Raw genomic sequence first — 13908 nt, 5'->3', positions numbered from 1 at the left:
CGCCGGTGGCGGAAAGCATCCGAATAGTCGCCCACGGTGCCCGGTGGAGGTTATAGCCTTCCTGGCGTGTCCGGACTGACCATTCCCGAACCCCAGTTCCCCGGGGACGACGGCAGCGCCGACCCGCGGCTGTGCGAGGCCCTCGCCGGCTACGCGGCGGGGCGCGTGGGCGTGCACGTGGTGCTGCGGCGGCTCCAGGGTGCGCGGCTCCTGGTGCCCATCGTCGCCGTCCTCACCGAAGAAGAGGACCTGCCGCCCGGCGAGCCGCGCCGGGAGAAGACGAGCGACATGGCGCTGCCCACGCTCATCGGCGACGACGGGCGGCGCGGTGTCCTCGGCTTCACCTGCACCGAGACGATGAAGGCGTGGCGCGCCGACGCCCGCCCCGTCGCGGTCCGCGCCGGGGAGGCGTGCCGCGCCACCCTCGACGAGGGCGCGGACGCCCTGGTCGTGGACGTGGCGGGCCCGGTCCCGTTCGCCGTGGACGGCCTGCGCCTGCACCTGCTCGCCGAGGGCCGCCCCGTCCCGCCCCCGCACGAGGACCCCGACGTCCTCGCCGCCGTCGAGGCCGCGTTCGGCTCCGACGAGTCCGTCAGCGGGGTCCGCGTCACCGAGGGCACGTCCGCCGAGGTCGCCGTCCGGTTCGCCGTCGTCGCGGGCCACGACGAGCGCCGCACCGTGCAGCGGGTGTCCGACCGGCTCGCCGAGGTGCTGCGCGGCCGCATCGTCGGCGGCGTCGAACTGAACGTCGTCCGCCGGTAAATCATTGGCGTCCCGCGCCGCCTCACAGGCAGGCTGGGCGGCATGACCGACGTCGACTCATTCGTCGCGGACGGGTTCGTCTGGGTGGCGGGCGCCTTCTCCCGCCGGCTGGCCGCCGAATGCCGGGAGATCCTCTGGCGGGACACCGGCTGCGACCCCGGCGACCGCTCGACGTGGACGCGGCCCGTCGTCCGGCTCGGCGACTACGCACAGGAGCCGTTCCGGGCCGCTGCCAACACGCCGGAGCTGCACGCCGCGTTCGACGCGATCGTCGGCGCGGGGGCCTGGCGGCCGCGCGGGAGCCTCGGGACGTTCCCGGTGCGGTTCCCCGGCGCCGAAGCGCCCGGTGACGACGGCTGGCACATCGACGCGAGCTTCCCCGGCGACGACCCGTCCGACTTCATGTCCTACCGGGTGAACGTGGCGTCCAAGGGGCGCGCGCTGCTGATGCTGTTCCTGTTCTCGGACGTGGGCGAGGACGACGCGCCCACCCGCGTCCGGGCCGGCTCGCACCTTGACGTCCCGCCGATCCTCGAACCGGCGGGCGACGATGGCCTCGCGTTCATGGACATCGCGGGCAAGGCCGTCCAGGCATCCGAGGAGCGTCCCGTCGTCCTGGCGACCGGGCAGGCCGGCGACGTCTACCTGTGCCACCCGTTCCTCGTGCACGCCGCGCAGCCGCACCACGGCACGGAGCCGCGGTTCATGGCGCAGCCGCCGCTGGCCCCGGCGGGGCCGCTCCCCGAATCGTCCCCGGTGCGGATCGCGATCGACCGAGGTCTCGGGCGCTGAGCTTCTAGGCTTGGTCGTCCCGTCACCCTTGGAGATTTCCGTGCTGACCATGCAGGACGCCCTGATCCGGCTCACCGGCTACTGGGCGGGGCGCGGCTGCCTCGTCGCGCAGCCGATGAACACCGAGGTCGGGGCGGGCACGCTGAACCCGGCCACCGCGCTGCGCGCCGAGTACGAGATGAGCCGCTACTACCTCGACGACGCCGACATCGGGGCGAACCGCGAGCTGTTCGAGGCGTACGCGGCGGAGGCGCGGCGGATGCTGGACGCCCGGCTGCCCGTCCCCGCCCACTCCTACGTCCTGAAGTGCTCGCACGCGTTCAACGTCCTGGACGCGCGCGGCGCGATCGGCACGACCGAGCGCGCCCGCGCGTTCGCCCGGATGCGGGGACTCGCCCACGACGCCGCCGCGCTGTGGGTGGAGCGCCGCGCCGAACTGGGCTACCCCCTCGGCGACGCCGCGACGCGTCCCGCCGCCGTCACCGCGCCGGACGCGCCGGCCTCCCTCGCCTCGACTGCCGCGTTCACCCTGGAGATCGGCGTCGAGGAGCTCCCGCCGCACGAGGTCGCCCGCACGGCGGACGATGTGGCGGAACGGCTGCTGCGCGGGCTTGAGGAGGCAGGCCTGTTCACGGACGCCTCATCGCTCGACGGCTACGCGACGCCACGCCGCATCATCGTGCTCGTCCGCGACCTGGAGCCCCGGGAACCGGACACCGAGCAGGTCGTGAAGGGGCCGCGCCTCGCCGCCGCCTACGACGCGGCCGGTGAGCCGACGCGGGCGTTGCGGGGGTTCGCGCGGGGCCACGGGGTCGATGTCTCGGACGTCCGGCAGGTCACGGTGGGCGGCGGAGAATACGCCGGGTTCGTCCGCGAGGTGGTGGGCCGCCCCGCCGCCGAGGTCCTGGCGGGCCTGCTCCCGGAGATCGTCACCGGGCTGCGCGCCGGGAGGAACATGCGGTGGAACGCGCACGGCCTGGCGTTCGCCCGCCCGATCCGCTGGCTGCTCGCCCTCCTGGACGGGCACGAGATCCCGTTCACCGTGTCCCGCATGACGGCGGGCCGTTCCACCCGCGTCCACCGCACGGCGGGCGAGCCGCGGGTCGAGGTCCCGGACGCGTCGTCGCTGATCTCGGCGCTTCGCGAGCACGGGATCGAACCCGACCCGGCCCGCCGCCGTTCCCGCGTCATCGAGGACGCCGGGGTGCTCGCCCGCGGCCGCGGGGGCGTCATCGACTTCGCCGGTGAGCGGGACCTCGTCGAAGAGATCGTCAACCTCGTCGAGGAACCCGTCGCCATCCTGGGCTCCTTCGACGAGAAGTACCTGGAGCTGCCCGAGGAGATCCTCACCACGGTCATGCGCAAGCACCAGCGCTACCTGCCGGTGCGGACGTCCACGGACGACCTTCTCCCGTACTTCGTCACCGTCGCCAACGGCGAATGCGACCACGACGCCGTCCGGACCGGGAACGAGGCGGTCCTGCGCGCGCGCTACGAAGACGCTTCCTTCTTCTACCAGCAGGACCTCCGCCACACGCCCGAACAGATCAAGGACGGCCTCGCCAGGCTCACGTTCACCGAACGGCTCGGCTCGATGGCCGACCGCTCGTCCCGCATCGCCGCGATCGCCGCCGAACTGGCGGATCGCCTCGACCCCGCTCCGGACGAGCGGGAGACGATCCGCCGCGCCGCCGGGCTGGCCAAGTTCGACCTCGCCTCGTCCATGGTCATCGAGCTGCCGAGCCTCGCCGGGACGATGGCCCGCGAGTACGCCCGCCGCGCGGGCGAGGACGAGGCCGTCGCGCAGGCCCTCCACGAGATGGAGCTTCCCCGCTCCGCCGGGGACGCCCTGCCCGTCACGGCCGCCGGGGCGCTGCTGTCCGTCGCCGACCGGCTCGACCTCCTCGCCGGGCTGTTCGCCGTCGGCTCCGCCCCCACCGGCGGTTCCGACCCGTTCGGCCTGCGCCGCGCCGCCCTCGCGCTGACCGCGATCCTGCGGGCCGTCCCGCGCCTCGCGCCCGTCACGGTGGGGGACGGCCTCGCCGTCGCCGCGCACCACCAGCCCGTCGACGTCACCCCCGAGGCCCTCGCCGAGGCGGAACGGTTCGTCGCGCGCCGCCTGGAGCAGAACCTCCTGGACGAGGGCCGCGCCGTCCACATCGTCCGGGCGGTCCTCCCGCACGCGGGCGCTCCCGCCCGCGCCGCCCAGGCCGCGGCCGACCTGGAGGACCTGCTCCGCTCGTCGCGGTTCGCGCGGCTCACGGCGGCGCTGCAGCGCGTCCTGCGCATCGTCCCGGACGGCACCGCCGCCGGCTACGACCCGGCGCTCTTCACCGAACCCGCGGAAAGGGACCTGCACGCCGCGTTCACCGCCGTCCAGGACGAACTCACCGCCCACCCAACACTGCCGGAGTTCTACGCGGCCGCGACCGCCCTCATCGACCCGATCGGCACCTACTTCGACGACGTCATGGTCATGGACGAGGACCCGGCCCGGCGCGCCAACCGCCTCGGCTTCCTCGCCGCGGTCAGGGACCGGACGGCCCCCGTCCTCGACTGGCGCGAGATCGCCTAAGCCCAGGTGACGGGCAGGCCGTGCGACGGTCCCTCGCCGAGGATCCTCCGCTCGCCGCCCGGCCACAGCCGCAGCGCCACGACCTGAACGGCGTCGAGGCGGGACGCGTCGCGTCCCTCGAACGACAGGTGGGCGACCGGAGCCTCCTCGCTCGCCGCCGCGCCCGCCTCCTCCAGATGGCGGTGCATCCGCGCGGCCTCGTCCTCGGACAGGTACGCCCGCATCGTCGAATGCCACACGACCGTCGCCACGCCTGGCTCCGGGGCCAGGCCGCTGAGGAAGTCCGCCGCGCCCGCCCGCACGACCGTCGCGGGAACCCGCGCGGCCACCTCGAACGCCGCCCGCAGCCGCTCGACCCGCGCCGCCTGATCGGGCCACACGTACGACAGCAGCCGCCGCTGAGCCTGCGGCGAGGTCGCGTCCAGCGGACTCAGGTCGCATCCCCGCCGCTCGGCGAGGGTGAGCGGCGCGTCCACCGGGGGAAGGCCCCGCCAGGCGTCAGGGAGCACGACCGGCGACTCCGGCCCGTACGCACCGTGCTCGTGCAGGATCCGGAAATGGTCGGCGCGCAGGTTCAGGCCGGCGCTGGCGCCGATCTCCAGCAGCCGGATCGGCAGGGCCGTCGCCTCGGCCACCGCGAGGAGCCCGCCGACCAGCGGGGCAGCTCGTCCGACCTCGTTCGTCTGCGGCGGGTCCGCGAGCCCCGCGCGTATCTCCGCCGCGTGCTCGACCAGCACGTCCCGGAACGCGGGCCAGGCGGCCAGGGGATCCTTCGTCCCGCCCGCGGTCGGGTAGTGCCCGGCGAGCTCCGGCGCCCGCCCTTCCAGGACGAGCCGGTGCACGGTCCCCAGCATGCTCAGGATGAATCGCGGCTCCGCACGGTCCCCGAGCACCTCCGCCACGGCCCCGCCGGGGTCGTCCGCCGCCCGCGTGAGAAGCTCCGCGTACATCGGCGACCCCAGCTCCGCGCACCCCCGCGCCTGGGCCAGCAACGCCTCCCTCATCGTCCCACCTCTGCCGACTAGCCTCTCAGATGGTGGACGGCGTCACGGGCGGGCGCGCGGAGTCAATAGGATCGGGGCATGCTGCGCTGGTTGACCGCGGGGGAGTCCCATGGCCCGGCCCTCACCGCGATCGTGGAGGGGCTGCCGGCCGGTGTGCGCGTGACCTCGGGGGAGATCGCCGAGGAACTGCGCCGCCGCCGGCTCGGCCATGGGCGGGGCGCCCGGATGAAGTTCGAGCAGGACCAGGTGACGATCCTCGGCGGCGTCCGGCACGGGGTGACGCTCGGCGGCCCGGTCGCGATCGAGGTCGGAAACACCGAATGGCCCAAATGGGAGACGGTGATGTCGGCCGACCCCGTGGACGCCGACCTCCTCGCGGCGCAGGCGCGCAACGCCCCGCTGTCGCAGCCGCGGCCCGGCCACGCCGACCTCGTCGGCATGCAGAAGTACGGCTTCGACGACGCCCGGCCCGTCCTGGAGCGGGCGAGCGCGCGGGAGACCGCGGCGCGGGTCGCGCTCGGGACCGTCGCCAAGGCGTTCCTCAAGCAGGCCCTCGGTGTGGACGTGCTGAGCCACGTGATCGCGCTCGGCGAGGTCGAGGCGCCCGACGGCGTCCTGCCGGGGCCGGGCGACCTCGCGCGGGTGGACGAGAGCCCGGTGCGCTGCTTCGACGACGAGGCGTCCGCCGCGATGGTCGCGCACATCGACGAGACCAAGAAGGCCGGCGACACCCTCGGCGGCGTCGTGGAGGTCCTCGCCTACGGGCTGCCGCCCGGCCTCGGCAGCCACGTCCACTGGGACCGGCGCCTCGACTCGCGGCTCGCCGGGGTCCTGATGGGCATCCAGGCGATCAAGGGCGTGGAACTCGGCGACGGGTTCACCACCGCGCGGCGCCCCGGCTCCCGGGCCCACGACGAGATCGACGGCACCCCCGAGGGGATCCGGCGGCGGACGAACCGGGCCGGCGGCGTCGAGGGCGGCATGACGACCGGCGAGGTGCTGCGGGTGCGGGCCGCGATGAAGCCGATCTCGACCGTCCCGCGCCGCCTCGACACCATCGACGTGAAGACCGGCGAGCCCGCCAAGGCCATCAACCAGCGCAGCGACGTCACCGCCGTCCCCGCGGCCGGGGTCGTCGCCGAGGCGATGGTGGCGCTGATCCTCGCGGACGCGGCGCTGGAGAAGTTCGGCGGCGACTCCGCCGAGGAGACCGCCCGTAACCTGCGGGGATACGTGTCCTCGCTGACCGTCAAGTGAACTGGACCCGCTGACATGCGACCGAAGGCAGTCATCATCGGGCCGCCCGGCTCCGGCAAGACCACGATCGGCGGCGCGCTCGCCGGAAGGCTCGGCGTCGCGCTGCGCGACACCGACGCCGATGTGGAGAAGACGGCCGGCAAGCCGGTCGGCGAGATCTTCGTCGACGACGGCGAGGAGCGTTTCCGCGAGCTGGAACGCGCGGCCGTCGCGGCGGCGCTGGCCGGGCACGACGGCGTCGTCGCGCTCGGCGGCGGCGCCGTCCTGGCGCGGGAGACGCAGGAACTGCTCGCCGGGCACACCGTCGTCTACCTGCGGGTCGGGCTGTCGGAGGCGATCAAGCGGGTGGGGCTGGCGTCGGCGCGGCCGCTGCTGGTCCTCAACCCGCGCAGCCAGATGCGCAAGCTCCTGGAGGAGCGCCTGCCGATCTACGAGCGGCTCGGCACGGTTCAGGTCGACACGGACGGCCGCGAGCCGGACGACGTCGTCGAGGAAGTCGTCAAGGCCCTTGAGGACGAGTCGTGACGCAGGCGCGGGTGCACGTCGGCGGCGCCGACCCGTACGACGTCGTCATCGGGACCGGTGTCCTCGGCGAACTGCCGGGCCTGGTCGGGGAACGCGCCCGGACGGTCGCAGTCGTGCACGCCGAGGGGCTGCCGGAGATCGCCCGCCCCGTGTGCGGTGCCCTTGAACAGGCCGGATACACCGTCCACCCGCTGCCCGTCCCGGACGGCGAGGCCGCGAAGGAGGTCGGTGTCCTCGCCGGGCTGTGGTCGGCGTTCGCCCGGTCCGGCATGACCCGGACGGACGTCGTCGTCGGCGTCGGCGGCGGCGCGACCACCGACCTCGCCGGGTTCGCGGCGGCGTCGTGGCTGCGCGGAGTGCGGGCGGTGCTCGTCCCGACGACGCTGCTCGGCATGGTGGACGCGGCCGTCGGCGGCAAGACCGGCATCAACGTCCCGGAGGGCAAGAACCTCGTCGGCGCGTTCCATCCGCCCGCCGGCGTGCTGTGCGACCTGGCCACGCTGCCGACGATGCCCCGCGAGGACTACGTCAGCGGCCTCGCCGAGATCATCAAGGCGGGGTTCATCGCCGACCCGAAGATCCTGGAACTGGTCGAGGACGACCCGGAGGGCGCGGCGTCCCCGGACGGCCCGCACACCCGTGAGCTGGTCGAACGCGCCGTCCAGGTCAAGGCGGACGTGGTGTCCGCCGACCTCAGGGAGAGCGGCCTGAGGGAGATCCTCAACTACGGCCACACCCTGGCGCACGCGATCGAGAAGGCCGAGGACTACCGGTTCCGGCACGGCCACGCCGTCGCGATCGGCATGGTCTACGCCGCCGAGCTGGCCCGCCTCGCCGGGCGCCTCCCGGACGGCGTCGTCCAGCGGCACCGTGACGTGCTCGCCTCCGTCGGCCTGCCCGTCTCCTACGGCGCCGACTGGCCCGCCCTGCGCGCCACCATGACGATCGACAAGAAGTCGCGGGGCGCCACCCTGCGGTTCGTCGTCCTCGACGGCATCGCCGAGCCCGGCCGCCTCGAAGGCCCGGACGAGGAACTGCTCGCCGCCGCGTACCGGGAGATCGGCCGGCGGGGGTCCGAGGGGCGTCCTCCGGAGGGGAGCGGCCGATGACGCGAGTGCTCGTCCTGAACGGACCGAACCTGCGCCGGCTCGGCGTCCGCGAGCCCGACAAGTACGGGTCGACCAGCTTCGACGATCTCGCCGCGCTGTGCCGCGACGCCGGCCGCGGCCTCGGCCTGGACGTCGAGGTCCGGCAGACCGACGACGAGGCCGAGATGATGCGCTGGGTGCACGAGGCCGCCGACGGGCGCATCCCCATCGTGCTGAACCCGGCCGCGTTCACCCACTACTCGTACGCGCTGCGGGACGCGCTCGCCCAGCGCACGGCGCCGCTCATCGAGGTGCACATCACCAACCCGGCGACCCGCGAGGAGTTCCGCCACACCTCCGTCGTCGCCGGCGTAGCCACCGGCACCATCGCCGGCTTCGGCACGATGTCCTACGTCCTGGCCCTCCAGGCCATCGCCGAGCTGACCGCCGAGAACACCTGACAGCCGAGACCCATCGACCGCAGGAGCCGCCGACCGCCGAGAACTACTCGGCCTCCTGCACGGCCCTGCGGGTCATGTCCTTGAGCTCGGCGACGACGTCGTCGAGGGGCGCGACGTCGCGGTGGGCGCGGCACAGGATGGTGGCGCCCTCGACCGCGGCGACGGTCAGGCGGGCCAGGCGGGCGGCGCGGTCGTCGGCGACGCCCGCGTTGCCGAGGCCGGTGGCGAGGGTGTCCTGCCAGAGGCCGAACGCCGCCGCGGCGGCCGCGGCGAGCTGCGGCGCGTCGTCGTGGCATTCCACGGTGACGGCCACGATCGGGCAGCCCGCGCGGAACTCGCTCTTCATGAGGACCTGCCGCCACCAGCCGACGAAGGCGTCCACGGCGGACGCGGGATCGCCGCCCTCGGTGGCGGCGAGGATGCCGGCGTTGAGGAAGTCGCCGGCGTAGCGGACCGCCTCCTCGGCGAGCTGCGCCTTGCCGTCCGGGAAGTGGTGGTAGATCGACCCGCGCGGCGCGCCGCTGTGCGCGATGACGTCGCGGAACCCGGTGCCGCTGTAGCCGCGCTCGCGGAAGAGGTAGGCGGCGCTGCGCACCATGCGTTCCCGGCTGTCCGTCCCCATGGTTCGATTATGACATTCATCATAGGCTGTTCGCATTGACCATGACGATCGTCATAGGAACTCTGGCTTATGCCGGACGTCATACCGAGCGGGGGAGTGCACCCGCCGACTACCCGCGAGTAGGGTCGGCTCAGGCACGGACGAAGGAGACTCTCGTGATCGATCTCCAGCGCGACGGGGACGTGTACGTCTTGCGGTTCGACGCGGGTGAGAACCGCTTCAGCCCCGACTTCCTCGGCGCGGCCGAGGGTGCGCTCGACACCCTGGAGAAGAACGACGGGCCGGGCGCCCTCGTCACCGTCGGGACCGGCAAGTTCTACTCCAACGGACTCGACCTCGACTGGCTCGGCGCCAACCAGGACAGGTTCGAGGACTACCTGCGCCGGGTCCACGGCCTGTACGCGCGCGTCCTGTCGCTGCCGATGCCCACGGTCGCCGCGCTGAACGGGCACGCGTTCGCCGGCGGCGGCATGCTCGCCCTCGCCCACGACTTCGCCGTCATGCGGACGGACCGCGGCTACTTCTGCCTGCCCGAGGTCGATCTCGGCATGACGTTCACGCCCGGGATGAACGCGCTGATCCAGTCGCGGCTGCCGAAGCGCACCGCGCACGAGGCGATGGTCACGGGCCGCCGGTACACGGCCGAGCAGGCGGAGGCGGCCGGGATCGTCCAGCGCACCGCCGCCGAGGACGAGGTCCTGCCCGCCGCCGTCGAGTGGGCCGCGTCCATGGCCGGCAAGAACGGCACGACCGTGGGGAAGATCCGCGCCGACCTGTACCGGCCGGCGCTGGACGCTCTGAACGGCCCGGCCCTGTCCTGACCCTCGTCGCGGCCGGGCCGCCGGAGTAGGTTACGTTCGACTGGAATCTGATTCGGTTATGGAAGGGACGCCGATGCGCATCGGGATGGCGCTCAGTTACTCCGGCGGTTTCAAGGAGACCGTCGAGGAGCTGGCCGACTATGAGAAGGCCGGGCTCGACATCGTCTATGTAGCGGAGGCGTACAGCTTCGACGCGGTGAGCCAGATGGGCTACATCGCCGCCAGGACCGAACGGGTGGAGATCGCCTCCGGCATCCTCAACATCTACTCGCGGACGCCGACCGCCATCGCGCAGACCGCCGCGGGCCTGGACTACGTCTCGGACGGACGGTTCACGCTCGGCATCGGCGCGTCCGGCCCGCAGGTCATCGAGGGGTTCCACGGCGTCCCCTACACCGCGCCGCTCGGCCGCACCCGCGAGATCATCGACATCTGCCGCAAGACGTGGCGGCGCGAGCGGGTCCAGTACGACGGCAAGCACTACAAGCTGCCGCTGCCCGAGGGGCAGGGCACCGGGCTCGGCAAGGCTCTCAAGATCATCAACCACCCGGTGCGGGCGGACATCCCGGTCATGGTCGCCGCGATCGGCCCGAAGAACGTCGAGCTGACCGCCGAGATCGCCAACGGCTGGGAGCCGATCTTCTACATGCCGGAGAAGGCCAAGGACGTGTGGGGCCCGTCCCTGGCCGCAGGGAAGGCCAAGCGCGACCCGTCCCTCGGCGAGCTGGACGTCGTCGGGCAGTCCGCCCTCGCCATCGGCGACGACGTGCAGGGCTACCTGGAGTTCGGCCGCCCGATGGCCGCGCTGTACATCGGCGGCATGGGCGCCAAGGGCAGGAACTTCTACAACGACCTCGCCCGCCGGTACGGCTTCGAGAAGGAGGCCGAGGAGATCCAGGACCTGTACCTCGACGGCAAGAAGGACGAGGCCGCCGCGAAGGTCCCGCAGGAACTGCTGGAGAAGATGTCGCTCATCGGCTCCGAGGGCCACGTCCGCGAGCGGCTCGCCGCGATGAAGGAGTCCGGCGTCACCACGCTGAACGTCTCCCCGATCGCGGGCGACCACAAGGGCCGCCTCGCCCTCATCGAGAAGGTCAAGGAGATGGCCGCCGGCCTGTAGCCCGACCGGGCACGGGGTCGGGCCTGGCCGGACGCGCGAATCCGTGTTTATGTGGGGCGTGTGAAAGTCTCCGTGGCCCGTGAGACCGCTGAGGGCGAGCGGCGCGTGGCACTGGTCCCCGAGCTCGTCGGGCGCCTGACCGGCGCCGGCCTGGAGGTGGGCGTCGAGCCCTCGGCGGGCCTGCACGCCCACCACCGGGACGAGGACTACCGCGAGGCCGGGGCCGCGGTCGCCGCGGACGCCCTGGACGGCGCCGACGTCCTGCTGGGCGTGCGGGCGCCGGCGCCGGAGCAGGTCCGCCGGCTGTCTGGGGCCGCGACGGTCGTCTCGTTCCTGCCCCGGGCCGATGACCTCGACGTGGTCCGGCTGCTGCGCGACAGCGGCCGGACCGCGTTCGCGATGGAACTGGTGCCCCGCATCTCCAGGGCCCAGTCGATGGACGCCCTGTCCTCGCAGGCGCTGATCGCCGGATATCGCGCGGCGGTGGTCGCGGCCGAGCGGCTGCCGCGGCTGTTCCCCCTGTACATGACCGCGGCGGGCACGATCCCGCCGGCCCGCGTCCTGGTGCTGGGCGCCGGGGTCGCGGGGCTGCAGGCCATCGCCACCGCCCGCAGGCTCGGCGCCGCGGTCAGCGTCTACGACGTGCGCGCGGCGGCGGCCGAGGAGGTGCGCAGCGTCGGCGCGGACTTCGTCGAGCTCGACCTGCCGAGCCTGGAGGGCGCCGGCGGCTACGCCAGGGAGATGACCGAGGAGCGCTCGCGGCTGCAGCGCGAGCTGCTGGCCCCGCACGTGGCCGCGGCCGATGTGCTGATCACCACGGCCGCGGTGCCGGGGCGGCGGGCGCCGGTGCTGGTGACCGCGGAGATGCTGGCGGGCATGCGGCCCGGCTCGGTGGTGGTCGACCTGGCCGCCGAGCAGGGCGGCAACGTGGAGGGCGCCCGGCCGGGCGAGGAGGCCGTGGTCGGCGGCGTGCCGGTGTGGGGCGGCCGCGACGTGCCGAGCCAGCTTCCGGCGCAGGCCAGCCGCCTGTACGCGGGCAACGTCGTCAGCCTGCTGCTGCTCATGGCCGACGGCGGGGTGGTCGAGCCCGACCTCGGCGACGAGGTGCTGGCGGGCGCCTGCCTCATCCACCGCGGCGAGGTCCGCCATGCCCCGACCCGCGAACTGCTGGAGGAGTGATGGACGGCGTCGCCCTGCTCACGGTGTTCGTGCTGGCGGTGTTCACCGGCTACGAGGTCATCTCGAAGGTGTCGACGACGCTGCACACCCCGCTGATGTCGGGGTCGAACGCCATCAGCGGCATCATCCTGGTCGGCACGATCGTGGTGGCGGCGCGGGCCGACTCGGCGGGCGCGCTCACCCTCGCGCTGATCGCGGTCGCGCTGGGCGCGGTCAACACCGTCGGGGGGTTCCTGGTCACCGACCGGATGCTGCACATGTTCCGGCGGCGGGATCCGAAGGCGGTGCGCGGGGCGTCCGCGGACTCCACGGACCCGGGGGCCCGGCCATGAACGAGACCTGGACGTCGCTCGCCTACCTGCTGGCGGCGGTGTGCTTCATCGTCGCCCTCAAGGGGCTGTCGTCGCCCCGCAGGGCGCGGGCCGGCAACCTGGCCGGCGCGGCAGGCGCCGTGATCGCCGTCGTCGTGACGTTCGTGGACGCCGGTACCAGCAACCTTCCCTACATCCTCGCCGCGCTCGTCGTCGGCGGCGGTGCGGGCGCCGTCGCCGCGCGCCGTGTCGCGATGACCGGCATGCCGCAGATGGTGGCGGTGTTCAACGGAGTCGGCGGCGCCGCGGGCACCCTGGTGGCGCTGGTGGAACTGTCGTCCGGCGACCCGTCGCGGGGGGAGGTGGCGGTCGGCGCGTTCACCGTGCTGATCGGCGCGGTGACCTTCTCCGGTTCCATGCTCACCTTCGCCAAGCTGCAGGAGCTGATGACGGGGCGGCCGGTCGTCTTCCCGGGGATGCGGTGGGCGGCCGTGCTGCTGGTGATCGCCACCCTCGTGCCCGGCGTCTGGACGGCGCTGGACGGGCCGGTCGCCGCGGCCGCCGTGCTCGCGGTGCTGAGCCTGGTCGCCGGGGTCTTCCTGGTCCTGCCGGTGGGCGGCGCCGACGTGCCCATCGTGATCTCGCTGCTCAACGCGTTCAGCGGCATCACCGTGGCGGCCGGCGGCTACGTCCTCGGCAACACGCTGCTGATCGTCGCCGGCACGCTGGTGGGCGCCTCCGGCATCCTGCTGACCCGGCTGATGGCGAGCGCGATGGGACGCTCCGTCGTCAACATCCTCTTCGGCGCCTTCGCCGGGACGACGCTGGGCGGCGGTACCGCCACCGACCGGCCGGTCCGCTCCGCCGGGCCCGAGGACATCGCGATCCTGCTGGGGTACGCGCGCAAGGTCATCATGGCGCCCGGATACGGGCTGGCGGTCGCCCAGGGGCAGCACGCCCTGGGCGACCTGGCCGAGGAACTCGGCCGCCGCGGCGTCGAGGTCCTGTACGCGGTGCATCCCGTCGCCGGCCGCATGCCCGGCCACATGAACGTGCTGCTCGCCGAGGCCGACGTCCCCTACGAGCGGCTCAAGGAGATGGACGTCGTCAACCCCGAGTTCCGGACCGCCGACATCGCCCTGGTCGTCGGAGCCAACGACGTCGTCAACCCCGCCGCCCGCACCGTGCCCGGGTCGCCGATCTACGGCATGCCCATCCTCGACGCCGACCAGGCCCGGTCCATCGTGTTCCTGAAGCGCTCGCTGCGCCCCGGCTTCGCCGGCATCGAGAACGAGTTGTTGCACGACCCCAAGACGACACTGCTGTTCGGTGACGCCAAGGACTCGCTCACGCGGCTTCTGGCCGCCCTCAAGAACGTCTGACCGGGCCCG

14 protein-coding genes are annotated in these 13908 nt (G+C 73.5%); 12 read left to right on the top strand and 2 right to left on the bottom strand.

The genetic code is table 11. From position 1 onward, the window contains the following. Positions 1-66: 66 nt before the first annotated feature. From ACGFIS_RS07780 to glyS, 3 genes are read left to right on the top strand one after another with little or no spacing between them, the layout of a single operon-like run. Positions 67-762, top strand: coding sequence for an SseB family protein (locus tag ACGFIS_RS07780; RefSeq protein WP_392909240.1), 696 nt, complete (start codon positions 67-69; stop codon positions 760-762). A 42-nt stretch (positions 763-804) separates the two neighbouring features. Further along, a complete protein-coding gene (locus tag ACGFIS_RS07775) occupies positions 805-1554 on the top strand; it encodes a phytanoyl-CoA dioxygenase family protein (protein WP_392969958.1) in 750 nt (249 codons plus the stop codon). Between the two features lie 49 nt (positions 1555-1603). Beyond that, positions 1604-4129 carry a glycine--tRNA ligase subunit beta gene (glyS, locus tag ACGFIS_RS07770; RefSeq protein ID WP_392970103.1) on the top strand — a complete coding sequence of 842 codons (2526 nt, stop codon included), beginning with the start codon at positions 1604-1606 and terminating at the stop codon, positions 4127-4129. Here glyS and ACGFIS_RS07765 read toward each other — a convergent pair. Then, positions 4126-5133: a DUF2332 domain-containing protein gene (locus tag ACGFIS_RS07765; protein WP_392909236.1), complete on the bottom strand. Its 1008-nt coding sequence runs from the start codon at positions 5131-5133 to the stop codon at positions 4126-4128. The two genes, glyS and ACGFIS_RS07765, sit on opposite strands and share 4 nt — an antisense overlap. A gap of 78 nt (positions 5134-5211) precedes the next feature. Between ACGFIS_RS07765 and aroC the strand changes: the two genes are divergently transcribed. The 4 genes from aroC to aroQ are packed head-to-tail and all read left to right on the top strand — an operon-like array spanning position 5212 to position 8464. Further along, on the top strand, positions 5212-6390 hold the full coding sequence (gene aroC / locus ACGFIS_RS07760; RefSeq protein WP_392909234.1) for a chorismate synthase: 1179 nt from the start codon (positions 5212-5214) through the stop codon (positions 6388-6390). Positions 6391-6405: 15 nt separating this feature from the next. Then, positions 6406-6915 (top strand): shikimate kinase, encoded by a 510-nt coding sequence (locus tag ACGFIS_RS07755; protein ID WP_392909232.1) that lies wholly within the window; start codon positions 6406-6408, stop codon positions 6913-6915. Further along, entirely contained in the window at positions 6912-8024 is a 1113-nt protein-coding gene (aroB, locus tag ACGFIS_RS07750; protein WP_392909230.1) for a 3-dehydroquinate synthase, read from the top strand. Before ACGFIS_RS07755 ends, aroB begins: the two co-directional genes overlap by 4 nt. Further along, positions 8021-8464, top strand: a complete 444-nt coding sequence (aroQ, locus tag ACGFIS_RS07745) for a type II 3-dehydroquinate dehydratase (RefSeq protein ID WP_392909228.1) — start codon at positions 8021-8023, stop codon at positions 8462-8464. The genes aroB and aroQ overlap by 4 nt, the downstream gene beginning before the upstream one ends. Positions 8465-8507: 43 nt before the next feature. Here the strand turns inward: aroQ and ACGFIS_RS07740 are convergent, their stop codons facing one another. After that, positions 8508-9086 (bottom strand): TetR/AcrR family transcriptional regulator, encoded by a 579-nt coding sequence (locus ACGFIS_RS07740; protein ID WP_392909226.1) that lies wholly within the window; start codon positions 9084-9086, stop codon positions 8508-8510. 155 nt (positions 9087-9241) lie between these two features. Here ACGFIS_RS07740 and ACGFIS_RS07735 point away from each other — a divergent pair, with 155 nt between their 5' ends. The 5 genes from ACGFIS_RS07735 (at position 9242) to ACGFIS_RS07715 (ending at position 13899) form a co-directional block, all read left to right on the top strand. After that, a complete protein-coding gene (locus ACGFIS_RS07735) occupies positions 9242-9907 on the top strand; it encodes an enoyl-CoA hydratase/isomerase family protein (protein ID WP_392909224.1) in 666 nt (221 codons plus the stop codon). A 73-nt stretch (positions 9908-9980) separates the two neighbouring features. After that, on the top strand, positions 9981-11027 hold the full coding sequence (locus ACGFIS_RS07730; protein ID WP_392909222.1) for an LLM class F420-dependent oxidoreductase: 1047 nt from the start codon (positions 9981-9983) through the stop codon (positions 11025-11027). A gap of 60 nt (positions 11028-11087) precedes the next feature. Further along, entirely contained in the window at positions 11088-12206 is a 1119-nt protein-coding gene (locus ACGFIS_RS07725) for an NAD(P) transhydrogenase subunit alpha (protein ID WP_392909220.1), read from the top strand. Beyond that, positions 12206-12538: an NAD(P) transhydrogenase subunit alpha gene (locus ACGFIS_RS07720; RefSeq protein WP_392909218.1), complete on the top strand. Its 333-nt coding sequence runs from the start codon at positions 12206-12208 to the stop codon at positions 12536-12538. Before ACGFIS_RS07725 ends, ACGFIS_RS07720 begins: the two co-directional genes overlap by 1 nt. Continuing rightward, on the top strand, positions 12535-13899 hold the full coding sequence (locus ACGFIS_RS07715) for an NAD(P)(+) transhydrogenase (Re/Si-specific) subunit beta (RefSeq protein WP_392909216.1): 1365 nt from the start codon (positions 12535-12537) through the stop codon (positions 13897-13899). Before ACGFIS_RS07720 ends, ACGFIS_RS07715 begins: the two co-directional genes overlap by 4 nt. The last annotated feature ends 9 nt before the right edge of the window (positions 13900-13908 follow it).

The organism is Spirillospora sp. NPDC048824, assembly GCF_043198455.1.
Taxonomy (GTDB): Bacteria; Actinomycetota; Actinomycetes; order Streptosporangiales; family Streptosporangiaceae; genus Spirillospora.
Note: the sequence above shows the minus strand (reverse complement) of the source record. Positions and strands in the feature narration are given on the sequence as shown.